At 63.6% G+C, this 21,071-nt stretch carries 22 protein-coding genes; 17 read left to right on the forward strand and 5 right to left on the reverse strand.

Translation table 11 applies throughout. From position 1 onward, the window contains the following. Positions 1 to 14: 14 nt before the first annotated feature. Positions 15 to 1,193: an MFS transporter gene (locus IFT44_RS17420; protein ID WP_192053417.1), complete on the reverse strand. Its 1,179-nt coding sequence runs from the start codon at positions 1,191 to 1,193 to the stop codon at positions 15 to 17. A gap of 5 nt (positions 1,194 to 1,198) precedes the next feature. Continuing rightward, positions 1,199 to 2,290 (reverse strand): chorismate synthase, encoded by a 1,092-nt coding sequence (gene aroC / locus IFT44_RS17425; RefSeq protein WP_192176306.1) that lies wholly within the window; start codon positions 2,288 to 2,290, stop codon positions 1,199 to 1,201. Positions 2,291 to 2,429: 139 nt separating this feature from the next. Here aroC and IFT44_RS17430 point away from each other — a divergent pair, with 139 nt between their 5' ends. Next, the gene (locus IFT44_RS17430; RefSeq protein ID WP_244647019.1) at positions 2,430 to 3,383 is read left to right on the forward strand and encodes an alpha/beta hydrolase; all 954 of its coding nucleotides are present in this window, start codon (positions 2,430 to 2,432) and stop codon (positions 3,381 to 3,383) included. A gap of 81 nt (positions 3,384 to 3,464) precedes the next feature. Continuing rightward, entirely contained in the window at positions 3,465 to 4,247 is a 783-nt protein-coding gene (locus tag IFT44_RS17435; RefSeq protein WP_192057910.1) for a hypothetical protein, read from the forward strand. 119 nt (positions 4,248 to 4,366) lie between these two features. Here IFT44_RS17435 and prmB read toward each other — a convergent pair whose 3' ends face one another. Then, the gene (prmB, locus tag IFT44_RS17440; protein WP_122476320.1) at positions 4,367 to 5,275 is read right to left on the reverse strand and encodes a 50S ribosomal protein L3 N(5)-glutamine methyltransferase; all 909 of its coding nucleotides are present in this window, start codon (positions 5,273 to 5,275) and stop codon (positions 4,367 to 4,369) included. Between the two features lie 137 nt (positions 5,276 to 5,412). Between prmB and IFT44_RS17445 the strand changes: the two genes are divergently transcribed. The 6 genes from IFT44_RS17445 to IFT44_RS17470 all read left to right on the forward strand — a co-directional run bounded on the left by IFT44_RS17445 (position 5,413) and on the right by IFT44_RS17470 (position 9,277). Next, positions 5,413 to 6,003, forward strand: a complete 591-nt coding sequence (locus tag IFT44_RS17445) for a cysteine hydrolase family protein (RefSeq protein WP_122476322.1) — start codon at positions 5,413 to 5,415, stop codon at positions 6,001 to 6,003. Positions 6,004 to 6,036: 33 nt separating this feature from the next. Continuing rightward, positions 6,037 to 6,357: a hypothetical protein gene (locus IFT44_RS17450; RefSeq protein ID WP_122476324.1), complete on the forward strand. Its 321-nt coding sequence runs from the start codon at positions 6,037 to 6,039 to the stop codon at positions 6,355 to 6,357. Between the two features lie 36 nt (positions 6,358 to 6,393). Then, complete coding sequence (locus IFT44_RS17455) at positions 6,394 to 6,951, forward strand: Smr/MutS family protein (RefSeq protein ID WP_192176307.1); 558 nt, start codon at positions 6,394 to 6,396, stop codon at positions 6,949 to 6,951. A gap of 71 nt (positions 6,952 to 7,022) precedes the next feature. Beyond that, positions 7,023 to 7,568 (forward strand): GTP cyclohydrolase I FolE, encoded by a 546-nt coding sequence (gene folE, locus IFT44_RS17460; RefSeq protein ID WP_122476328.1) that lies wholly within the window; start codon positions 7,023 to 7,025, stop codon positions 7,566 to 7,568. Positions 7,569 to 7,596: 28 nt separating this feature from the next. Continuing rightward, positions 7,597 to 7,968 carry a glutaredoxin family protein gene (locus IFT44_RS17465; protein WP_122476330.1) on the forward strand — a complete coding sequence of 124 codons (372 nt, stop codon included), beginning with the start codon at positions 7,597 to 7,599 and terminating at the stop codon, positions 7,966 to 7,968. 109 nt (positions 7,969 to 8,077) lie between these two features. Further along, positions 8,078 to 9,277, forward strand: coding sequence for a benzoate/H(+) symporter BenE family transporter (locus IFT44_RS17470; RefSeq protein WP_192057908.1), 1,200 nt, complete (start codon positions 8,078 to 8,080; stop codon positions 9,275 to 9,277). On the opposite strand, the gene pyrF is transcribed toward IFT44_RS17470, so the two are convergent. Next, the gene (gene pyrF, locus IFT44_RS17475) at positions 9,267 to 9,968 is read right to left on the reverse strand and encodes an orotidine-5'-phosphate decarboxylase (RefSeq protein WP_192138059.1); all 702 of its coding nucleotides are present in this window, start codon (positions 9,966 to 9,968) and stop codon (positions 9,267 to 9,269) included. The two genes, IFT44_RS17470 and pyrF, sit on opposite strands and share 11 nt — an antisense overlap. 205 nt (positions 9,969 to 10,173) lie before the next feature. Between pyrF and IFT44_RS17480 the strand changes: the two genes are divergently transcribed. Then, entirely contained in the window at positions 10,174 to 10,341 is a 168-nt protein-coding gene (locus IFT44_RS17480) for a DUF2897 family protein (protein ID WP_084139696.1), read from the forward strand. Between the two features lie 269 nt (positions 10,342 to 10,610). Here the strand turns inward: IFT44_RS17480 and IFT44_RS17485 are convergent, their stop codons facing one another. Then, positions 10,611 to 11,522: a LysR substrate-binding domain-containing protein gene (locus IFT44_RS17485; protein ID WP_122476336.1), complete on the reverse strand. Its 912-nt coding sequence runs from the start codon at positions 11,520 to 11,522 to the stop codon at positions 10,611 to 10,613. 139 nt (positions 11,523 to 11,661) lie between these two features. Here IFT44_RS17485 and IFT44_RS17490 point away from each other — a divergent pair, with 139 nt between their 5' ends. The 8 genes from IFT44_RS17490 to IFT44_RS17525 all read left to right on the forward strand — a co-directional run bounded on the left by IFT44_RS17490 (position 11,662) and on the right by IFT44_RS17525 (position 21,007). Next, positions 11,662 to 12,966: an MFS transporter gene (locus IFT44_RS17490; protein ID WP_122476774.1), complete on the forward strand. Its 1,305-nt coding sequence runs from the start codon at positions 11,662 to 11,664 to the stop codon at positions 12,964 to 12,966. Between the two features lie 47 nt (positions 12,967 to 13,013). After that, entirely contained in the window at positions 13,014 to 14,288 is a 1,275-nt protein-coding gene (locus IFT44_RS17495; protein WP_185794339.1) for an enolase C-terminal domain-like protein, read from the forward strand. A gap of 308 nt (positions 14,289 to 14,596) precedes the next feature. After that, a complete protein-coding gene (locus tag IFT44_RS17500) occupies positions 14,597 to 15,511 on the forward strand; it encodes a glutamate/aspartate ABC transporter substrate-binding protein (protein ID WP_122476338.1) in 915 nt (304 codons plus the stop codon). An 84-nt stretch (positions 15,512 to 15,595) separates the two neighbouring features. Further along, positions 15,596 to 16,342 carry an amino acid ABC transporter permease gene (locus tag IFT44_RS17505; RefSeq protein WP_122476340.1) on the forward strand — a complete coding sequence of 249 codons (747 nt, stop codon included), beginning with the start codon at positions 15,596 to 15,598 and terminating at the stop codon, positions 16,340 to 16,342. Continuing rightward, complete coding sequence (locus tag IFT44_RS17510; RefSeq protein ID WP_163007425.1) at positions 16,339 to 17,007, forward strand: amino acid ABC transporter permease; 669 nt, start codon at positions 16,339 to 16,341, stop codon at positions 17,005 to 17,007. Before IFT44_RS17505 ends, IFT44_RS17510 begins: the two co-directional genes overlap by 4 nt. After that, complete coding sequence (locus IFT44_RS17515) at positions 17,004 to 17,738, forward strand: amino acid ABC transporter ATP-binding protein (RefSeq protein WP_122476344.1); 735 nt, start codon at positions 17,004 to 17,006, stop codon at positions 17,736 to 17,738. The genes IFT44_RS17510 and IFT44_RS17515 overlap by 4 nt, the downstream gene beginning before the upstream one ends. A 63-nt stretch (positions 17,739 to 17,801) precedes the next feature. Beyond that, positions 17,802 to 19,691 carry a sensor histidine kinase gene (locus IFT44_RS17520; RefSeq protein ID WP_122476346.1) on the forward strand — a complete coding sequence of 630 codons (1,890 nt, stop codon included), beginning with the start codon at positions 17,802 to 17,804 and terminating at the stop codon, positions 19,689 to 19,691. Continuing rightward, on the forward strand, positions 19,688 to 21,007 hold the full coding sequence (locus IFT44_RS17525; RefSeq protein WP_122476348.1) for a sigma-54-dependent transcriptional regulator: 1,320 nt from the start codon (positions 19,688 to 19,690) through the stop codon (positions 21,005 to 21,007). Before IFT44_RS17520 ends, IFT44_RS17525 begins: the two co-directional genes overlap by 4 nt. Positions 21,008 to 21,071 lie beyond the last annotated feature (64 nt).

Raw genomic sequence — 21,071 nt, forward strand, 5'->3', positions numbered from 1 at the left:
TTCCTCGAATGGTTTCAGTGACTGGCCACAGGTGGCAGATCATGGGGTGTGCGTCTGAGCATGATCAACGCGGCAGCGAACGCGGCGAGGCTGGCCAGGGCAAAGGTGCCGGTGGCGCCCAGGGATTGCCACAGGTAGCCGGAGTAGAGCGCCCCCAGGGCCCCGCCGACACCGGCCAGTGCGGCATACAGGGCCTGCCCCTGACCCTGCTGATGGGCGCCGAAACTGCGCTGCACGAAATGGATCGCCGCCGCGTGGAAGCTGCCGAAGGTGGCGGCGTGCATCAGCTGCGCCAGCACCAGCAGCCACAGGTGTTCGGCGAAACTGCCCAGCAGCAGCCAGCGCACGGCCGCCAGAAGGAAGCTGGCGATGAGCACATGACGCAGGGAAAAGCGCGCCAGAATCCGGCTCATGGCCAGAAACATCAAGACCTCAGCCACGACTCCGACGGCCCAAAGCATGCCGATCACTGCACGGCTGTAGCCCAACTGCTCCAGGTGCAAGGTAAGAAACGTGTAGTACGGGCCGTGGCTGAGCTGCATCAGGCCCACACACCCATAGAACGCCAATACACCGGGGCGCACCAGCTGTTTCATGAAGCCCTCCCCGGTCGTGCGGCGAGGGCCCTCGCCGGCGGGCACATCCGGCACCCACGCGCTGGCCGCGACGATACCGGCCATGATCAACAGCAACGCGTAGGGATAGGTGTCCAGGCTCAGGCTCTCGAATACCCGGCCCAGGCCCACCACCGCCAGAATGAAGCCGATCGAGCCCCACAGGCGGACCTGGCTGTAACGTGCGGTTTGCCCCTGCAGGTGTGCCAGCGTCAGGGTTTCGAATTGTGGCAGTACCGCGTGCCAGAAGAAGGCATGCAGGGCCATGACCATTGCCAGCCAGGCGTAGCCGGTGTCCACCAGGATCAGGGAAAAACTGGCCAGGGTGCAGACCGCGCCGATGCGCACGATGGCCAGGCGTCGACCGGTGCGGTCGCCCAGCCAGCCCCACAGGTTGGGCGCCACGCAGCGCATGAGCATGGGAATCGCCACCAGCTCGCCGATGCGCGCGCTGTCGAAGCCCAGATGGTGGAAGTACAGCGCCAGGAACGGCGCCGTCGACCCGAGCAGGGCGAAGTAGAACAGGTAGAAAGTGGACAGCCGCCAATACGGGACCGAATGCCCCGCCGGCGGCGGCACCGCGCTCAAAGCTGGCCCAGTACCGGAGTGTCGACCTTGACCTCGGCATTCTGCCCGCGATGGCGCAGCAGGTGGTCCATCAACACGATGGCCATCATGGCTTCGGCGATGGGCGTGGCGCGGATGCCCACGCACGGGTCATGGCGGCCCTTGGTGATGACGTCCGCCGGCTGGCCGTGGACGTCGATCGAGCGACCCGGCGTGGTGATGCTGGACGTTGGCTTGAGGGCCAGGTGGGCAACGATCGGCTGGCCCGAGGAGATACCACCCAGCACACCCCCCGCATGGTTGCTGAGGAACCCTTCGGGCGTCATCTCGTCGCGGTGCTCGGTGCCGCGCTGGGCGACGCAGGCAAAACCGGCGCCGATTTCCACGCCCTTGACGGCGTTGATGCTCATCAAGGCATGGGCCAGCTCGGCGTCCAGGCGATCGAAGATCGGCTCGCCCAGCCCCGGCATGACGCCTTCGGCCACTACGGTGATCTTGGCGCCGACCGAATCCTGGTCGCGGCGCAGCTGGTCCATGTAGGCCTCCAGCTCCGGGACCTTGTCCGGATCGGGGCTGAAGAAGGCGTTGTCTTCCACGCCGTCCCAGCTTTTGAAAGCAATCGGGATCGGGCCCAGCTGGCTCATGTAGCCGCGGACCTGGATGCCCTGGGTGGCCAGGTACTTCTTGGCGATCGCGCCTGCGGCCACGCGCATGGCCGTTTCGCGCGCCGAGCTGCGGCCACCGCCACGGTAGTCGCGCTCGCCGTACTTGTGATGGTAGGTGTAGTCCGCGTGGGCCGGGCGAAACAGATCCTTGATCGCCGAGTAGTCCTTGGATTTCTGATCGGTATTGCGAATCAGCAGGCCGATGGAGGTACCGGTGGTACGCCCTTCGAACACCCCGGAAAGAATCTCGACTTCATCGGGCTCCTGACGCTGGGTCGTGTGCCGGCTGGTGCCCGGCTTGCGTCGATCGAGGTCGCACTGCAGGTCGTCCACGGAAATTGCGAGCCCTGGCGGACAGCCGTCTACGATGGCGACCAGCGCCGGGCCATGGCTTTCGCCAGCGGTGGTGACAGTGAACAGCTTGCCGAAGGTATTGCCGGACATGCAGGGCGCTCCGCGAAATCAACCGAATCAGACAGAGCGCCAGTATACGCAGGGTCGACGGCCAGTTCATCCCTGAACCTTAGCCGGACGCCCCAGTCCAAAGCGCACTTCCCTCGATAGTGGCTCGATGATGTTGCAGATGACGTTCCGATTGGTGGCCTTGATACTGTTCGTCAGCAGCACCGCTGCACTGGCCGCCACCCCTGATATTGCCAGGCGCCCGATCGAGCTGCAGACCGCTCAGGGCAAGCTGTACGGCTCGCAGCTGGTGCCCCGCGCGGATCGGCCGGTGCCGGTGGTGCTGATGATTTCCGGCTCCGGTCCGACCGACCGGGACGGCAACAATCCCGAGGCGGGTCGCAACGACAGCCTGAAGAAGCTCGCCTTGCTACTGGCGCAGAACAACATTGCCAGCGTGCGCTATGACAAACGCGGCGTGGCCACCGGGCGCAAGGCCACCCCCGACGAGCGTGATCTGAGCGTGGCAGGCTACGTCGACGATGCCGTGGCCTGGAGCGCGCAGCTCAAGCGCGACCCGCGTTTCGGCCCGCTGATCATCCTGGGCCACAGCGAAGGTGCGCTGATCGCCACCCTGGCAGCGCCGCGCGCCAATGCCGATGCGGTGATTTCGCTGTCGGGCAGCGGTCGTCCCCTGGGCGAAGTGTTGCGCGAGCAGATCGGCGAACGCCTGCCAGCCGAACTGCAACCGCGCAGCTACCAACTGATCGAGCGGCTGGAAGCCGGGCAGTATGACCCGGACGTGCCCAAGCCCCTGCAGGTATTGTTTCGCCCCAGCGTGCAGCCTTACCTGATTTCGCTGTTGCGCCAGGACCCTGCGCAGGCCTTCGCCGCCTTGAAGATCCCCGCCCTCATCGTGCAGGGCAGCAACGACATCCAGGTCGGGATTGGCGATGCGCAGGCACTGCAACGCGCCAAGCCCGATGCGCAGCTGGCGCTGATTCCTGGCATGAACCACGTGCTGCGTATCGTGCCGATGGACCTGCCTTCGCAACTCAAGTCGTATCGTGACCACAAGCGTCCGCTGGCGGCGGAACTGGGTCAGGCAGTAGTGAAATTCATCGACGGGCTTTGACGCAACGCGCCAGGGGACCCATGGCAGCGTTCAAGAGTGGGCAGGCATGGCCGATACAAGGTCCGTGAAGAGGATCGCGCCATGACCGAACAAGCCCCGCCAGAAGCCGTCGTCGAAGAACCTGCAGCGCCGCCGCGGCCGTGGGCCGAGGTGACCCCCGAGCAGTTCAGGATGCTGCGCCTGGCGCCCCTGCCCGCCGACCGTGCCAGCGGCCCGCGCCCCTTGCGTTTCGTGCAGTTCGGCATGGCCGAGCGCCACGACCCTGCCCTGAGCCTGTTGCGCCTCGACATCCAGCTGCCTGCCCAGCGCGTGCGCAGCGAGCAGAACCGGCTGGATGTCTGGGTCGATCATCAGCTGCGGCAGGTCAGCCTGGGCAGTGACGCAGGCCTGCAACTGGAACCGGTCAACCGTGGCCTGGGGCGCTTCGTCATGGCCCAAGCCGCCGCCTGGCTGCAGCGTCATTGGCCGCACTACACGCTGCAAGGCGCGGCGCTGTCGAGCAAGGAGGCGCTGCAACCGGCGGGCCTGGATCGTCGTGATCACGCACTGCGCACCCAAGGCTTGAACGTCGAATACGCAGATGTGCAACGCCTCAAGGGCCAGTATCACCCGATTGCCGTCAGCCAGTTGCTGAGCACCTGGAACGCGGAGAAAGTGCAGGTGGTCGAGGTGCTGGCGGCCAGCGAGATGCTGCAGATGGCCGAGCAGCAGTTGCAGGAGATGGAACTCAAGCTGCATGGGCAGCAGGAACGTATCGGGAAATTCGCGCGCGAGGAAAGCGGCCTGCGTTTCACCATCGCCTGCCTGATTGCCTTCGCCGTTTTCCAGGCCGCGCTGCTGATCTGGATCGCCACCCACCGCTGACAGCGGCACTCGCAAAAACTGTGTGGGAGCGGGCTCTGCCCGCGAAGGCGTCACTGCGGTATCGAGCCAAACCGCTGCAGACGTTCGCGAGCGCAACCCGCTCTACAGTTCATGCGTTTTCAGATACGCGAAGCGAACAACGCCTGATGCTCACGGCACTGTGCCGCGCTGAGCATGAACACGCCATGCCCGCCGCGCTGGAACTCCAGCCAGTTGAAGTCCACTTCCGGGTAGAGTGCCTCGACGTGCACCTGGCTGTTGCCGACCTCGATGATCAACAGGCCTCTGTCGTTGAGGTGATCAGCCGCCTCGGCCAGCATGCGCCGCACCAGGTTCAGGCCGTCGTCGCCACAGGCCAGGCCCAGTTCGGGTTCGTGCTGGTACTCGGCGGGCATGTCGGCGAAGTCCTCGGCATCGACATAGGGCGGGTTGCACACGATCAAGTCGAAACGCTGCCCCGGCAGGCCTTCGAAACCATCGCCCTGCACCGTATAGACACGCTCTTCCTGGCCATGCCGCTCGATGTTTTGATTGGCCACCTCGAGCGCCTCGAACGACAGGTCGGCCAGCACTACTTCGGCGTCCTGAAAAACGTCGGCGCAGGCGATGCCGATGCAGCCCGAACCGGTGCACAGGTCAAGGATGCGCGCTGGCGGCTGGCTCAGCCAGGGCTCGAAGCTGTTCTCGATCAGCTCGCCGATCGGTGAACGTGGCACCAGCACCCGCGCATCGACAATGAAAGACATGCCGCAGAACCAGGCCTCGCCGATCAGGTAGGCGGCCGGCACGCGCTCTTCCATGCGCCGCTTGAGCAGGTGCTGCACACGCACGATCTCGTCGTCTTCCAGGCGGCAATCCAGGTAGCTGTCGGCAATTTCATAGGGCAGGTTCAACGCCCCCAGCACCAACAGACGGGCTTCGTCCCAGGCGTTGTCGGTACCGTGGCCGAAGAACAGCTCTTCGCCATGAAAACGGCTGACGGCCCAACGGATGTGGTCGCGCACGGTGCGCAAGCGGGAAGTGATCACAAAAGCTCCTCGGTCGAATCAAGCCGGAATATTAACAGAGGCCCGTGGGTGATTTTCGCGATGTTCGCTCAATCCGATTCACAGAACGGCTCGAGCAGAGGACAATGCGGCAAAAGCCCTAGCCAAAGGAGCCCCAGATGTCCGTTCCAAAGACGATGTTCCAACTCAGTGGCCGCGGTTTCCCGCCCACCCGGATCGCCAACGCCAGCCTGATCATCATTGATGCGCAGAAGGAATACCTCAGTGGCGACCTGGCCCTGTCCGGCATGGACGATGCGCTGGCCAACATCGCCAGCCTGGTAGCTGCGGCACGTGCGGCCAAGCGGCCGGTGGTGCATATCCGCCATCTGGGCACCGTTGGCGGGCTGTTCGATCCCCAGGGCCGGCGCGGCGAGTTCATCGAAGGTTTCGAACCGCAGGGCGACGAAGCCGTGGTCGAGAAGCGCATGCCCAATGCCTTCAACAACACCGGGCTGCACGAGCTGCTGCAGAGCTATGGCCACCTGGACCTGATCGTCTGCGGATTCATGAGCCACTCCAGCGTCAGCACCACCGTGCGTGCATCCAAGGACTACGGTTATCGCTGCACCCTGGTGGCCGACGCCTGCGCGACCCGCGACCTGCCCCAGGGCGATGGCGTGCTTGCCGCGGCCAAGGTGCAGGAAGCTGAAATGGCCATCATGCGTGACAACTTCGCCGCGGTTGCCATGACCGGCGACTTGCTCTGACCCCCAGCCGGCCCGATCGCCACCGAGGAATCAATGAAGTCATCCCATGGTTTCAATGCGCGCAGACTCAGGAAACGTGCTCCCGGTGGCTGGCGCTATCGGCTGGGCGCGGGGCTGGGCGCCGTGCTGCTGACCCTTGGCTTGTTGTTGGCGATGGCCGGCGTCGCCACCCTGCTGGGGCATCCGCCGCAGATAATCGGGCTGGACACCACCACCAGCGGCGCGGCCATACTCGCTGGCATGGGGCTGCTGGTGCTTTATCTTGGCCTGTGGCTCTGGCGCCGCAGCCGCCGGGGAATGCGCCGCAGCCGTGAACTCGGCCTGGCCCCGCACCTGATGAAAAAGCACGATTGAGTCGCGTAGACTAGCGCTCCCGTGGTGGAGACCTTCATGCAAGACGACGAATTTTCCCTGTTCAAGGACCAGATGCGCGGCGTGCGGCGCATCCAGCACGATCGCGCCGACACCGGCAGGCCGAAAGCCGACAAGCTCAAGCTGCAGGCACTGCGCCAGGCAGCCACGGTGGGTACCCAGGGCACGACGGTCGACGGGCTGTCCGATCAGTTCGTCATCGACGTCGGCCCCGAGGACGACCTGCACTGGGCGCGCGACGGCGTCCAGGAAAGCCAGATGCGCAAGCTCAAGGTCGGCCAGATTCCCTTCGAAGGCAGCCTCGACCTGCACGGCATGACGGTGGAGAAAGCCCGCGAAACGCTCTGGGCATTCCTCGCCGAAGCCACCCGTTTCGAAATCCGCTGCGTGCGCGTGACCCATGGCAAGGCAGTGCGCCTGGACGGCAAGCGGCCGATGATCAAGAGCCACGTCAACACTTGGCTGCGTCAGCACACGAAGGTGCTGGGTTTCACCTCCTGCCAGCCACGCCATGGCGGCGCCGGCGCGGTGTACGTGATGCTCAAGCGCACCATGCTCGAAGGCCGCGACGAATAACGCTTCGCTTGCACCCGTGCGAGCGGAGCCGTACCCTTCGCGTCTGCGAAATATTCCCCACAGGTTTGATCATGTCCCTGGAACAGAACTACACCGAGATCCTTGGCCAACTCGGCGAGGACGTTAACCGCGAAGGCCTGCTCGACACGCCCAAACGCGCCGCCAAAGCCATGAAGTACTTGTGCCGCGGCTACGAGCAGACTCTCGATGAAGTCACCAACGGTGCGCTGTTCAGCTCCGACGCGAGCGAAATGGTCCTGGTCAGGGATATCGAACTCTATTCGTTGTGCGAGCATCATCTGCTGCCGTTCATTGGGCGTGCTCACGTTGCCTACATTCCCAGCGGCAAGGTGCTCGGGCTGTCCAAGGTGGCGCGTATCGTCGACATGTACGCTCGCCGCCTGCAGATCCAGGAAAACCTGGGCCGGCAGATCGCCGATGCGGTGCAGCAGGTCACTGGTGCACTGGGTGTCGCCGTGGTCATCGAAGCCAAGCACATGTGCATGATGATGCGTGGCGTCGAGAAGCAGAATTCTTCGATGATCACGTCGGTGATGCTGGGCGAGTTCCGCGACAACGCGGCGACCCGCAGCGAATTTCTCAGCCTGATCAAGTAAGCCGTACCCCAACCTCGAGGGCTGCCACATGTTGATGAAAGCGTTGCGTATCGGACTGGGCCAGGTAATCGTGGCGGGCGACCTGCTCACCCGCCCACCGCGTCGCAAGCGCAGCCCCGAAGCGCAGGCCGAGGTCGACCGCGCTGCCAGCGGGCTGACCCTCTATCAGTTCCACGCCTGCCCGTTCTGCGTGAAGACCCGCCGCACCCTGCACAAGCTCAATGTGCCGGTACCCCTGCGCGACGCGAAGAACGACCCGGTGGCGCGCGATACCCTGCTGGCCGAGGGTGGCAAGATCAAGGTGCCCTGCCTGCGTATCGAGGAGGCCGGCAAGGTCACCTGGATGTACGATTCCAAAGTGATCATCGATTACCTGAACACCCGCTTCGCGGCAGCCTGAGTGCTGTCGCCCAGCTGTATCGCCGATTGATCGCGCCGCTGTACCGCATGCGCCTGTACACCTTGGCTTAACCTTGACCGACGCTGCTCAGGACAAGGATCGGACCGCCATGCCCAACCCCACCACCGTCGCCCCGCTGCGCCCGTTGGCAGATACCGCGCCATCTGCCGTGGTGGCCGGTTTCATCGCCATGATGACCGGCTACACCAGCTCGCTGGTCCTGATGTTCCAGGCCGGCCAGGCCGCCGGCCTGACCACCGCGCAGATATCCTCGTGGATCTGGGCACTGTCGATCGGCATGGCGGTGTGCAGCATCGGTCTGTCGCTGCGCTACCGTACCCCCATCACGGTCGCCTGGTCGACACCGGGCGCGGCCCTGCTGATCACCAGCCTGGGCGGCGTGAGTTACCCCGAAGCCATCGGCGCGTTCATCACCTGCGCGGTGCTGGTCACGATCTGCGGCCTGACCGGCAGTTTCGACCGCCTGCTCAAGCGCCTGCCAGCTTCGCTGGCCGCAGCGCTGCTGGCCGGTATCCTGTTCAAGATCGGCAGCGAGATATTCGTCGCCGCGCAGCATCGCACAGCCCTGGTGCTGTGCATGTTCTTCACCTACCTGATGGTGAAACGGCTGTCGCCGCGCTATGCGGTGCTGGCGGCGCTGGTCATCGGCACGCTGGTTTCCGGCGCGCTCGGCCTGCTCGATTTCAGCCATTTCAGCCTGCAGGTCGCCGTGCCGCAGTGGACCACGCCGTCCTTTTCCCTGGCTGCGACCATCAGCATCGGCATTCCCCTGTTCGTGGTGGCGATGACCTCGCAGAACATGCCGGGTATTGCCGTACTGCGCGCCGATGGTTATCAGGTAGCGGCCTCGCCACTGATTTCGGTGACAGGTATCGCCTCGTTGCTGATGGCGCCGTTCGGCTCGCATGGGGTCAACCTGGCGGCCATCAGCGCGGCCATCTGCACGGGCCCGCATGCCCACGAAGACCCTGCGAAACGCTATACCGCGGCGGTCTGGTGCGGCGTGTTCTATGCAATTGCCGGCACGTTCGGCGCCACCCTGGCAGCGCTGTTCGCCGCCCTGCCCAAAGAGCTGGTGCTGTCGATCGCCGCACTGGCGTTGTTCGGCTCCATCATCAATGGCCTGACCCAGGCCATGAGCGAGCCGAAGGAGCGCGAGGCCGCTTTGGTGACATTCATGGTCACCGCCTCGGGCCTGACGCTGTTTTCGGTAGGCTCGGCGTTCTGGGGGATCATTGCCGGCGTACTGACGTTGCTGATTCTCAACGCGGGCAAGCTCAGCCGTTGATCTGCGCAACCACATCGGCCAACGCCTGGGCTGGATCGACAGCCTGGCTGATCGGACGCCCGATCACCAGGTAATCGGAACCCGCATCCAGCGCCTGGCGGGGTGTGAGGATGCGCCGCTGGTCATCCTGGGCACTGCCGGCCGGGCGAATGCCTGGGGTTACCAGCTGCAGGGCCGGGTGGGCTGCCTTCAAGGCCTGCGCTTCCAGCGCCGAACAGACCAGACCATCCATGCCGGCTTTTTGCGCCAGCGCCGCCAGGCGCAATACCTGCTCCTGCGGCTCGATGTCCAGGCCAATGGCGGCAAGGTCTTCACGCTCCATGCTGGTCAACACGGTGACGCCGATCAGCAATGGCTTGGCGCCAGAGCGCTGTTCCAGCACCTCGCGGCAAGCCGTCATCATGCGCAGGCCACCGGAACAGTGGACGTTGACCATCCACACGCCCATTTCGGCAGCAGCCTTGACGGCCATGGCGGTGGTGTTCGGGATATCGTGGAATTTCAAGTCCAGGAACACCTCGAAGCCCTTGGCGTTCAAGGTTTCGACGATGCCCGAGGCGCTGCTGGTGAACAGCTCCTTGCCCACCTTGACCCTGCACAGCTTGGGATCCAGTTGATCGGCCAGCTTCAGGGCCGCTTCGCGGGTCGGGTAATCCAGGGCGACGATGATGGGAGTCTGGCAGACGGACATGGCGGGTTCTCGGAGGCAGGTCGAAATCGGCGCGCATTGTAGCGGATTTTGCCCGGTCGCGGGCGCCCTGCACAGCCACCACCACCGGCTCGAAGCAACGCCCCGGCGCGATCGCCAAGGGCTATGATGGAACCACTGCGACCCACTGTCGCTCCAACCTTCACAAGCGCCGCGCATTCTCGGCGCACCGCGCAAGGAGTGTCCCATGCCCTGGTATGCCTGGTTGATATTGTTGGTGGCCATCGGCTCGATCGTCGGTGGCTTGATGGTGCTCAAGCAAAGTGCCCAGAAGCTGCCATTGACCGATGAGCAGCTCAAGAAAGTGCACGAACGCAACGCCGAAATGGATGCGAAGGACGCACGCAACCGCTGACAGACGCGTGAAGTCCCGAGTGCGCCGGCACTTGGGACGCTCTGTCGGCAGGCCGAAGCTTATCCCCTGAAAACATGCATGAGCCTGTGCATAACCTGGGTGCAATGCCCTGCAGGCCACGGCCCGCAAGCGTTTTCACGGCCTGCTCAAAAAACGAGCTGTTTCAAGGGTTTATGCACATTCGGCGTGCACCTGCCTGTGGATAAGCTTGGGAGAACAGGCCGCAGGCCACGTACCGCAAGGCTTTGCCGACCTTGATCAATTTATGATCAGTGAATATCGCCGCCCCATCCATTACGCGCCGCACTCCTGATGGCCTCGAGCAGCATGGCGAACGCCGGATTGTCGTTGTTCTCGCGCCAGATGAGATGCAGTTCGCTCTGCACGCCCTCGCCCAGATCGATATCGCGAAACACCACGTTCTTGAACACCACGCTGGTGGCGCAACGTGGCACCAGCGCAACGCCCATGCCGGCATTGACCAGCGCCAGAATGGTCAGCGATGAACCCAGCCACTGCACGTATTGCGGGGTCACCTGAGCCGAACGCAGCATTCCGGTGAGCAGCTCGTTGAACGGCGGATAGGCCGAGTGCGAGTACATCAGGAACGGCTGGCCGTCCAGATCCTGCACGCGCACCACGCCTGCGTCGGCCAGCGGGTGCCCGGCCGGGGTAGCCAGGACGAACGGCTCACGCACCAGGCATTCGGTCAGGTAGCCGCTGTCGAGCAACGGTGCGCGCGCGATGCCCAGATCGATACGCCGGGCACGCAAGGCTTCGTGTTGCTGGTAGGTGTTCATTTCCGACAGGTCGATCTTCACTTGCGGCTGCTTGAGCCGCGCCTCGGCGATGACCTTGGGCAGGAATTCGTACACTGCGCTGCCGACGAAGGCGATATTCACCGAGCCGATATCGCCCTCGGCAAAACGCCTGGCCGACACCGCCGCTTGCTGCGCTCGCTCCAGCAGGTTTTGCGCCTCGACGAAAAAAGCCCGGCCGGCCGCGGTGAGTGCCACGCTGCGCGTGCTGCGGGTGAACAGTTCCACGCCCAGGTGATGCTCCAGCAGTTGAATCTGCCGACTCAAGGGCGGCTGGGTCATGTTGAGGCGTTCGGCGGCGCGGCGGAAATTGAGTTCCGTGGCCACGGTGGTGAAGCAACGGAGCTGGCTGAGTTCGAACATTGATTCAACCTCGGTATCAATCAAGTGCCAACTTGAATTGGACTGAAACAATACCCCAAGTTCATGATCGAGCCCTCCAAGAAAAAAATAACCATCGGAGTCGCCCTTGAACGTTCAATCCGGTGCCATCGACCCCAGCGTGCTCGCCAGCGCGGTGGCCAAGGTCAAGCGGCATGTGCTGCCACTGTTCGTCGTAATGTTCATCGTCAATTACATTGACCGGGTGAACATCGGTTTCGTCCGCACCCACATGGAAACCGATCTGGGTATCGGTGCCGCCGCCTATGGCCTGGGTGCAGGTCTGTTCTTCGTTGGCTACGCACTGTTCGAAGTGCCCTCCAACATGCTCCTGCAACGCTTCGGTGCCCGCGCCTGGCTTACGCGGATCATGTTCACCTGGGGCCTGGTGGCCATGGGCATGGCCTTCGTACAGGGCGAAACCAGCTTCTACGTCATGCGCTTTTTGCTCGGTGTCACCGAAGCGGGCTTCTATCCCGGCGTGCTCTACTACTTCACCCAATGGCTGCCGGCCAGCGAGCGCGGCAAGGCCATGGCGATCTTCCTCAGTGGTTCGGCCATCGCTTCGATCATCTCCGGACCCATCACCGGCGCCCTGTTGAGCGTGACCGGGCTGGGCCTGCATGGCTGGCAGTGGATGTTTCTGATCGAGGGCGGCGCTTCGGTGGCGCTGTGCGGGTTCGTCTACTACTGGTTGCAGTCGCACATCCACGAAGCCAAGTGGCTCACCGCTACCGAGCAGACGACCCTGAGCCGCGTCATCGCCGACGAGCAACGTGCCCGTGAAGCCGAGCACGTGGTCAAGCCGTCGATATTCAAGTTGCTCGCCGACACCCAGATCCTGGTGTTCTGCTTCATCTTCTTTTCGGTGGCCCTGACCATCTACGGCGCCACGTTCTGGCTGCCCAGCATGATCAAGAAGATGGGCAACGTGTCCGACTTCGAAGTGGGCCTGTTCAACTCCATTCCCTGGATCATTTCGATTGCCGCCATGTACGGCTTCGCGGCCCTGGCTGCGCGCTTCAAGCATCAGCAGGCGTGGGTGGCAACGACCTTGCTGATCGCAGCCGCAGGCATGTTCATGTCGACCTACGGCGGCCCGGTGTTCGCCTTCGTTGCCATCTGTTTTGCAGCGGTAGGTTTCAAGGCCGCCTCGGCGTTGTTCTGGCCGATCCCGCAAGCCTATCTGGACGCACGCATCGCTGCCGCCGTGCTGGCCCTGATCAACTCGGTGGGCAACCTGGGCGGCTTCGTCGCCCCGACCGTGTTCGGTTTTCTGGAAGAGAAGACCGGGTCGATCCAGGGCGGCCTGTATGGCCTGGCCGCCACCTCCGTGCTGGCCGCGATCGTGGTGTTTTTCGCCCGCACCCGACCCCGCGGGCAAAAGCCCGATGACAAGCCACTGCAACCTGCCGCTGCGCACTGACAAGGAACGCCCCGCCAGGCGGGGCCTGCATCCCGAGGAGAATGCCTGTGAAAATCAAACGCGTAACCGTTACCCCGATCGCTTTCCGCGACCCGCCACTGCTCAACGCCAGCGGCATCCACGAACCCTATGCCTTGCGCTCGATCATCGAGGTGGAGAGCGACAACGGCTATGTGGGGCTGGGCGAAAGCTACGGCGACGCACCGGCGCTGGCCATTCAGATGGCCATCAAGGACCAACTGCCAGGCCTGGACCCGTTCAACCTCAACGGTCTGCGCCAGATCGTCGCCAGCACTGTCGCCAGGCACAAGCCGGCCAGCGTGAGCGGCGCCGAGTTGGCACCGGGCTCCCATGCCAGCAAGGCGGTGACCAACGCCTATTCGGCATTCGAGGTGGCGTTGCTCGACCTGCAGGCGCGCTCGCTGAACCGCCCGCTGGTGGATCTGCTCGGTGGCGCGGTGCGTGACGAAGTGCCGTTCAGTGCCTACCTGTTTTTCAAGTATGCCGAGCACGTCGACTCGCCCTACCCTGCGGACAACTGGGGCGAGGCCTTGAACGAGGAGCAGATCGTCGCCCAGGCCAGGCGCATGATCGAGCAGTATGGCTTCAAGAGCATCAAGCTCAAGGCCGGCACCCTTGAACCCGAGCGTGAAGTGGCGTGCATTCTGGCCCTGAAGAAAGCCTTCCCCGACCACCCGCTGCGCATCGACCCCAACGGCAACTGGTCACTGGAGACCTCGATCCGCATGGCCGAACTGCTCGGCGACAGCCTGCAATACTATGAGGACCCCTGCCCCGGGCTGGACGACATGGCCGAGTTGCACAAGCGCACCGGGCTGCCCCTGGCGACCAACATGGTGGTGACCGACTTCGCCGAGTTTCGCCGCAGCGTCGAGCGCAACAGTGTGCAGATCGTGCTTGCCGACCATCACTACTGGGGGGGCCTGCGCGATACCCAAGTGCTGGCGAGCATGTGTCACACCTGGGGCCTGGGCGTGTCCATGCACTCGAACTCTCACCTGGGCATCAGCTTGATGGCCATGGCCCATGTGGCGGCGTCGGTGCCGAACCTGGATTACGCCTGTGACACGCACTATCCGTGGCAGGAGCCGGATGAAGAAGTGATCAAGGGCGGCAAGCTGCCCATCGTCGACGGGTGTGTGAAGATCAACAAGACACCGGGGCTGGGGCTGGAACTGGATCGCGATCAGCTGGGCATGCTGCATGAGCAGTTTCTGCGCTGCGGGATTCGTTCTCGCGACGATGTGCGGCAGATGGCCAAGTACAAGCCGGACTGGAAGGCCGTGAAGCCACGTTTTTGAGTTTTGGGGGAGTGATCCGAAGGCCTCTTCGCGGGTAGATGGCTCGCCGCCCGCCAATGCCTGCAGCGACTCGGAAATCCGTCTATGGCACCCAAGGATATTCGGTTTTCCGAACGAAGCTTTCGCTCCTCATCCCCTGCTACATGCCCAACCTCCCCAGCCGGCTTGGCTGCGAGCCACATCCCCGCCTTTGGCACGACTCATGCTCTACACTCTTCAACGAAGCCGGTAACTACCCAGCCGCCGGATTTCGCCGTACCCCGAGGGCCTGCGGGCTCGATAAAAAAAACAAAGTCGAGGATTCATTGATGCGTATCGTTCCAAAACTCCTGAGCGCCGCCATTGCCGCCGCGCTGATCAGTACTCCAGCATTGGCTGCCGAACTCACCGGCACTCTGAAGAAAATCAAGGATTCGGGCACCATCACCCTCGGTCACCGCGACGCATCCATCCCCTTCTCGTACATCGCCGATGCGTCCGGCAAGCCGGTCGGCTACTCGCACGACATCCAGCTCAAGGTAGTCGAGGCCCTGAAAAAGGACCTCGACATGCCCGACCTGAAGGTCAAGTACAACCTGGTGACGTCGCAGACCCGTATCCCGCTGGTCCAGAACGGCACCATCGACCTGGAATGCGGTTCCACCACCAACAACGCCGAACGCGCCCAGCAGGTCGATTTCTCCGTAGGCATTTTCGAGATCGGCACCCGTCTGCTGAGCAAGAAAGATTCCTCCTACAAGGATTTCGACGATCTGAAAGGCAAGAACGTCGTCACCACCGCCGGCACCACCTCCGAGCGTATCCTCAAGTCCATGAACGCCGACAAGCAGATGGGCATGAACATCGTCTCGGCAAAAGACCATGGCGAGTCCTTCCAGATGCTCGAATCGGGCCGCGCCGTCGCCTTCATGATGGACGACGCCCTGCTCGCCGGCGAAATGGCCAAGGCCAAGAAGCCCACCGACTGGGAAGTCACCGGCACGCCGCAGTCCTATGAAATCTACGGCTGCATGGTGCGCAAGGGTGACGAGCCGTTCAAGAAAGCGGTCGACGACGCGATCAAGGCCACCTTCGCTTCCGGCGACATCAACGGCATCTACGACAAGTGGTTCAGCCAGCCGATCCCGCCAAAGGGCCTGAACCTGGGCTTCCCCATGAGCGACGAGCTCAAGGCGCTGATCGCCAACCCCAACGACAAGCCGGCTCCCGACAAGAAGTCGTAAGCACCACCCTGCCTTCACTCGAGCGCCGCCCGGCGTTCGAGTGAAAGCCTGTGCCCGTGAATCAATTTCCGAGGGGTATTCCCCATGAATTACAACTGGGACTGGAGCGTCTTCTTCAAGTCCACTGGCGTCGGCAGCGAGATCTACCTGGATTGGTACATCTCCGGCCTGGGCTGGACCATCGCCATTGCCGTGGTCGCCTGGATCATCGCCCTGCTGCTGGGCTCCGTGCTGGGTGTCATGCGCACCGTACCGAGCCGCTGGGTCTCGGGCATCGCGACCTGCTACGTCGAACTGTTCCGCAACGTGCCGTTGCTGGTGCAGCTGTTCATCTGGTATTTCCTGGTCCCCGACCTGCTGCCCGAAGGCATGCAGGAGTGGTACAAGCAGGACCTCAACCCGACCACCTCGGCATTCCTCAGTGTGGTGGTGTGCCTGGGCCTGTTCACCGCGGCGCGTGTCTGCGAGCAGGTGCGTACCGGTATTCAGGCGCTGCCCCACGGTCAGGAATCGGCCGCCAGGGCAATGGGCTTCCGCCTGCCGCAGATCTACTGGAACGTGCTGCTGCCGCAGGCCTACCGCATCATCATTCCACCGCTTACCTCCGAATTCCTCAACGTGTTCAAGAACTCGTCGGTGGCATCGTTGATCGGCCTGATGGAATTGCTGGCGCAAACCAAGCAGACCGCGGAGTTCTCGGCCAACCTGTTCGAGGCCTTCACCCTGGCCACGCTGATCTACTTCACCCTGAACATGAGCCTGATGCTGTTGATGCGCGTGTTCGAGCGCAGACTCGCCGTGCCTGGGCTGATCTCCCTGGGAGGTAAATGATGGACTTCAGTGGAATCATTCCGGCGCTGCCGGGCATGTGGAACGGCATGGTCATGACCTTGCAGCTGATGGTGCTGGGCGTCATCGGCGGCATTGCCCTGGGCACGGTGCTGGCCTTGATGCGCCTGTCTTCGAACAAGCTGCTGTCGCGCTTCGCCGGTGCCTACGTCAACTACTTCCGCTCCATTCCGTTGCTGCTGGTCATCACCTGGTTCTACCTGGCGGTGCCTTTCGTGCTGCGCTGGATCACCGGCGAAGACACCCCGGTCGGTGCCTTCACCTCATGCCTCGTGGCGTTCATGATGTTCGAGGCCGCGTACTTCTGTGAAATCGTGCGGGCCGGCGTGCAGTCCATCTCCAAGGGCCAGATGGGTGCCGCGCAAGCGCTGGGCATGAACTACGGTCAGACCATGCGCCTGATCATCCTGCCCCAGGCGTTCCGCAAGATGACCCCGCTGCTGCTGCAGCAGAGCATCATCCTGTTCCAGGACACTTCGCTGGTCTACACCGTGGGCCTGGTGGACTTTCTCAACTCGGCGCGCGCCAGCGGCGACATCATTGGCCGGGCCAACGAATTCCTGATCTTCGCCGGCGTGGTGTACTTCCTCATCAGCTTCAGCGCCTCCCTTCTGGTCAAGCGTCTGCAAAAAAGGTTAGCCGTATGATCTCCATCAAGAATATCAACAAGTGGTATGGCGACTTCCAGGTGCTCACCGATTGCAGCACCGACGTCAAGAAAGGTGAAGTGGTCGTGGTGTGCGGGCCCTCGGGTTCGGGCAAGTCGACCCTGATCAAGTGCGTGAATGCGCTGGAGCCTTTCCAGAAAGGCGACATCGTGGTCGACGGCACGTCCATCGCCGATCCCAAGACCAACCTGCCCAAGCTGCGCTCGCGCGTAGGCATGGTGTTCCAGCATTTCGAGCTGTTTCCGCACCTGACCATCACCGAAAACCTGACCATCGCGCAGATCAAGGTGCTGGGCCGCAGCAAGGAAGAAGCCACCAAAAAGGGCCTGCAGCTGCTCGAACGGGTCGGCCTCTCCGCCCACGCCCACAAGCACCCCGGCCAGCTGTCCGGCGGCCAGCAGCAGCGCGTGGCGATTGCCCGCGCCCTGGCCATGGACCCTGTGGTCATGCTGTTCGACGAACCGACTTCGGCGCTCGACCCGGAAATGGTCAACGAAGTGCTCGACGTGATGGTGCAACTGGCCCACGAAGGCATGACCATGATGTGCGTGACCCATGAAATGGGCTTTGCCCGCAAGGTGGCCAACCGGGTGATCTTCATGGACCAGGGACAGATCGTCGAAGACTGCCCCAAGGAAGAATTCTTCGGCGATGTCAGCGCGCGGTCCGATCGCGCCCAGCAGTTCCTCGCCAAGATCTTGCAGCACTGATGACCGGCCGTCCTGCGCCCGCTCTGCCGGGCGCAGGACGCTGGCTGCTTGAAGGCGACTGTGATGAAATGCCTGCCCGCCACAAAGCCTGACCTGATCGTGAAGCCCCGCCTGATTCGCCAATTGTTCCTGCCGCCGCTGATCCTGCTGTTGACGCTGGGCTTGGGCTACGTGGGTTTTCTGGTCAGCGAGCACAACAGCATTCGCGCCCTGAGCGAAAACGGCGAACGGCAGCTTGAACTGCACGCGCGCGCCGTCGAAAGCGAAATCACCAAGTACACCTACCTGCCCAGCCTGCTGGAACTCGAGGACAGTGTCTCGACCCTGCTCAACGAGCCCGACGGCGAGCACCGCCAGGCGGTCAACGATTACCTGGAAGGCCTCAATCGGCGCAGCCGCAGCCGCGCCATCTACGTGCTCGACACCACCGGCCGTGTACAGGCCACCAGCAACTGGCGCGATGCCGACAGCTTTCTCGGTGAGGACCTGTCATTCCGCGGTTATTTCCAGGCCGCCATTCGCGGCCAGCCCGGGCGTTTCTACGGCATCGGCAGCACCACCGGCGAGCCCGGCTACTTCCTCGCCCACGGCCTGGAGGAGCACGGCAAGCTGATCGGCGTGGCCGTGATCAAGGTGCGCCTGGAAGCACTGGAAGAGCGCTGGCAGAAGGCTCGCCTGGAGGCCTTCGTCAGCGACGAGAACGGCATCATCATTCTTTCCAGCGATCCGGCGCGACGCTTGAAGTCGGTGCGCCCGCTGACCCCGGAAATCAAGGAGCGCCTGGCGCGCAGCCTGCAGTACTACTGGTGGCCGCTCAACGAGCTCGAACCGCTCGCTCGCCAGCGTCTGGCCGATGGGGTGGAGTTGCTCACCTTCACCACCCACACCGACAAGCCGGGCAAGGACATCGACGTCACCTACCTGTCGCAGTCGCGGCGCCTGGCCGACACGCCCTGGCGGTTCACGCTGCTGACCTCCATGCAGGACCTGCGGCACGAAGCCATCGTGCAGGGCGTGCTCGTGGCCGTGGCCTTTGCCCTGCTAGCTTTCTTGCTGATTGCCTGGAACGAGCGACGCAAGGTGCTGGCCACCCGCCTTGCCGCCCGTGAAGCGCTGGAACAGGCCAACAGCCATCTGGAGCGGCGCATCGCCGAACGTACCCAGGACCTGCGCGCCAGCAACGAACGCCTCAAGGGCCAGATTCGCGAACGCCGCCAGGCCGAGGAAACCCTGCGCAAGGCCCAGGACGAGCTGGTGCAGGCAGGCAAGCTGGCCGCCATCGGCCAGATGTCCACCAGTATCGCCCACGAACTCAATCAACCGCTGGCAGCCTTGCGCACGCTGTCGGGCAATACCGTGCGCTTTCTGGAACGCGGTGCGCTGGACACGGCCAGCACCAACCTGAGCACCATGAATGAACTGATCGACCGCATGGGGCGCATCACCGCCAGCCTGCGCTCTTTCGCCCGCCGCGGCGACGACAAGGGCCAGGCCAGCCTGGACAAGGCGCTGGACGGTGCGCTGCAGGTGCTCGCCAGTCGCATCGAGGCCAGTGGCCTGAACGTGCAGCGCAACTGCAGCGAAATGCAGCTGGCGATCGACCAGACCCGCCTGGAACAGATTCTGGTCAACCTGATCGGCAACGCCCTGGATGCCACTGCCGGCCAGCCGCAGCCCACGCTCTGGCTGGACGGCCGCATGGAGGGTGGGCGCTACGCCGTGCAGGTGCGCGACAATGGCCACGGCATCGACGTCGAGACACGCAAGCATCTGTTCGAGCCCTTTTTCACCACCAAGCCCGGCGAGCACGGGCTGGGGCTGGGGCTGACCCTGTCGGCCAGCCTGGCGGCGGCCGCCGGTGGCAACCTGGCCGTCGAGCACCCCGCCGACGGTGGCACCACTTTCATTCTCAGCCTGCCGCTTGCGGCAGCGTCGCCCAGCGAGTCGCCATGAACGCCTTGACCGTCCTGATCGTCGAAGACGACCCCCACGTACTGCTCGGCTGCCAGCAGGCCCTGGCGCTGGAAGACATTCCCAGCCAGGGCGTGGCCAGCGCCGAGGCCGCGCTGGCCTGCATCGGCGACGATTTCGCCGGCATCGTGGTCAGCGATATCCGCCTGCCCGGCATGGACGGCCTGGAACTGCTGAGCCAGCTGAAGGCGCGTGACCCCAGCCTGCCCGTGGTGCTGATCACCGGCCACGGCGACATTTCCATGGCCGTGGGGGCCATGCGCAGCGGCGCCTATGACTTCATGGAGAAGCCCTTCTCGCCCGAGCGCCTGGTGGACGTGGTGCGCCGCGCGCTGGAGCGACGCGGGCTGGCGCGCGAGGTCAGTTCGCTGCGCCGTCAATTGGCCGAACGCAGTTCGCTGGAAGGCCGCATCATTGGCCGCTCGCCCGCCATGCACAACCTGCGCGAGCTGATCGCCAACGTCGCCGACACCTCGGCCAACGTGTTGATCGAGGGTGAAACCGGGACCGGCAAGGAACTGGTCGCCCGCTGCCTGCACGATTTCAGCCGGCGCCAGCCACAGCCATTCGTGGCGCTCAATTGCGGCGGCCTGCCGGAACAGCTGTTCGAAAGCGAGATCTTCGGCCATGAAGCCAATGCCTTCACCGGCGCCGGCAAGCGCCGCATCGGCAAGATCGAGCATGCCGACCAGGGCACGCTGTTTCTCGACGAAGTGGAAAGCATGCCGATACCGCTGCAGATCAAGCTGCTGCGGGTACTGCAGGAGCGCACACTGGAACGCCTGGGGTCGAACCAGAGCATTGCCGTCGACTGTCGCCTGATCGCCGCCACCAAGGCCGACCTGGACGCGTTGAGCCGACAGAACCAGTTCCGCAGCGACCTGTATTACCGCCTCAACGTGGTGACGCTGGAACTACCGCCGCTGCGCGAGCGCCGTGAAGACATTCTCGAGCTGTTCGAGCATTTCCTGCAGATGGCCGCCCTGCGCTTCGACCGCGAGCCGCCCGAGCTCGATGCACCAACCTTGTCGCGCCTGATGAGCCATGACTGGCCCGGCAACGTCCGCGAGCTACGCAACGTGGCCGAGCGCTACGCACTGGGTTTGCCGGCCTTCAAGAAGAACGGTGCAGCCACCGTGGTCAGCCTGGGCTTTTCCGAAGCGGTGGAAGCGTTCGAGCGCAACCTGCTGACCGAGGCCCTGCAGCGTACGGCGGGCAATCTCAGCCAGGCCAGCCTCGAGCTGGGCATGGCCAAGACCACCCTGTTCGACAAGGTCAAGAAATACGGGCTGAACTGAGATAGGTGATTGGCTTGCGGGCCTCTTCGCGGGCGCTGCACTCTCCCACAAGGGTTTGGACTAA

The sequence above is a fragment of the Pseudomonas sp. CFBP 13710 genome, from assembly GCF_014842235.1.
Taxonomy (GTDB): Bacteria; Pseudomonadota; Gammaproteobacteria; order Pseudomonadales; family Pseudomonadaceae; genus Aquipseudomonas; species Aquipseudomonas baltica.

Bases quoted from the DNA above. Each gene is read 5' to 3' on its own strand.
- IFT44_RS17505 (WP_122476340.1), top strand. From the start codon at position 15,596: ATGAATTACAACTGGGACTGGAGCGTCTTCTTCAAGTCCACTGGCGTC.
- IFT44_RS17430 (WP_244647019.1), top strand. From the start codon at position 2,430: ATGACGTTCCGATTGGTGGCCTTGATACTGTTCGTCAGCAGCACCGCT.
- IFT44_RS17500 (WP_122476338.1), top strand. From the start codon at position 14,597: ATGCGTATCGTTCCAAAACTCCTGAGCGCCGCCATTGCCGCCGCGCTG.
- IFT44_RS17470 (WP_192057908.1), top strand. From the start codon at position 8,078: ATGCCCAACCCCACCACCGTCGCCCCGCTGCGCCCGTTGGCAGATACC.
- IFT44_RS17510 (WP_163007425.1), top strand. From the start codon at position 16,339: ATGATGGACTTCAGTGGAATCATTCCGGCGCTGCCGGGCATGTGGAAC.
- IFT44_RS17520 (WP_122476346.1), top strand. From the start codon at position 17,802: ATGAAATGCCTGCCCGCCACAAAGCCTGACCTGATCGTGAAGCCCCGC.
- IFT44_RS17435 (WP_192057910.1), top strand. From the start codon at position 3,465: ATGACCGAACAAGCCCCGCCAGAAGCCGTCGTCGAAGAACCTGCAGCG.
- IFT44_RS17465 (WP_122476330.1), top strand. From the start codon at position 7,597: ATGTTGATGAAAGCGTTGCGTATCGGACTGGGCCAGGTAATCGTGGCG.
- IFT44_RS17455 (WP_192176307.1), top strand. From the start codon at position 6,394: ATGCAAGACGACGAATTTTCCCTGTTCAAGGACCAGATGCGCGGCGTG.
- IFT44_RS17525 (WP_122476348.1), top strand. From the start codon at position 19,688: ATGAACGCCTTGACCGTCCTGATCGTCGAAGACGACCCCCACGTACTG.
- IFT44_RS17445 (WP_122476322.1), top strand. From the start codon at position 5,413: ATGTCCGTTCCAAAGACGATGTTCCAACTCAGTGGCCGCGGTTTCCCG.
- IFT44_RS17480 (WP_084139696.1), top strand. From the start codon at position 10,174: ATGCCCTGGTATGCCTGGTTGATATTGTTGGTGGCCATCGGCTCGATC.
- IFT44_RS17485 (WP_122476336.1), bottom strand. From the start codon at position 11,522: ATGTTCGAACTCAGCCAGCTCCGTTGCTTCACCACCGTGGCCACGGAA.
- IFT44_RS17515 (WP_122476344.1), top strand. From the start codon at position 17,004: ATGATCTCCATCAAGAATATCAACAAGTGGTATGGCGACTTCCAGGTG.
- IFT44_RS17450 (WP_122476324.1), top strand. From the start codon at position 6,037: ATGAAGTCATCCCATGGTTTCAATGCGCGCAGACTCAGGAAACGTGCT.
- aroC (WP_192176306.1), bottom strand. From the start codon at position 2,290: ATGTCCGGCAATACCTTCGGCAAGCTGTTCACTGTCACCACCGCTGGC.
- folE (WP_122476328.1), top strand. From the start codon at position 7,023: ATGTCCCTGGAACAGAACTACACCGAGATCCTTGGCCAACTCGGCGAG.
- pyrF (WP_192138059.1), bottom strand. From the start codon at position 9,968: ATGTCCGTCTGCCAGACTCCCATCATCGTCGCCCTGGATTACCCGACC.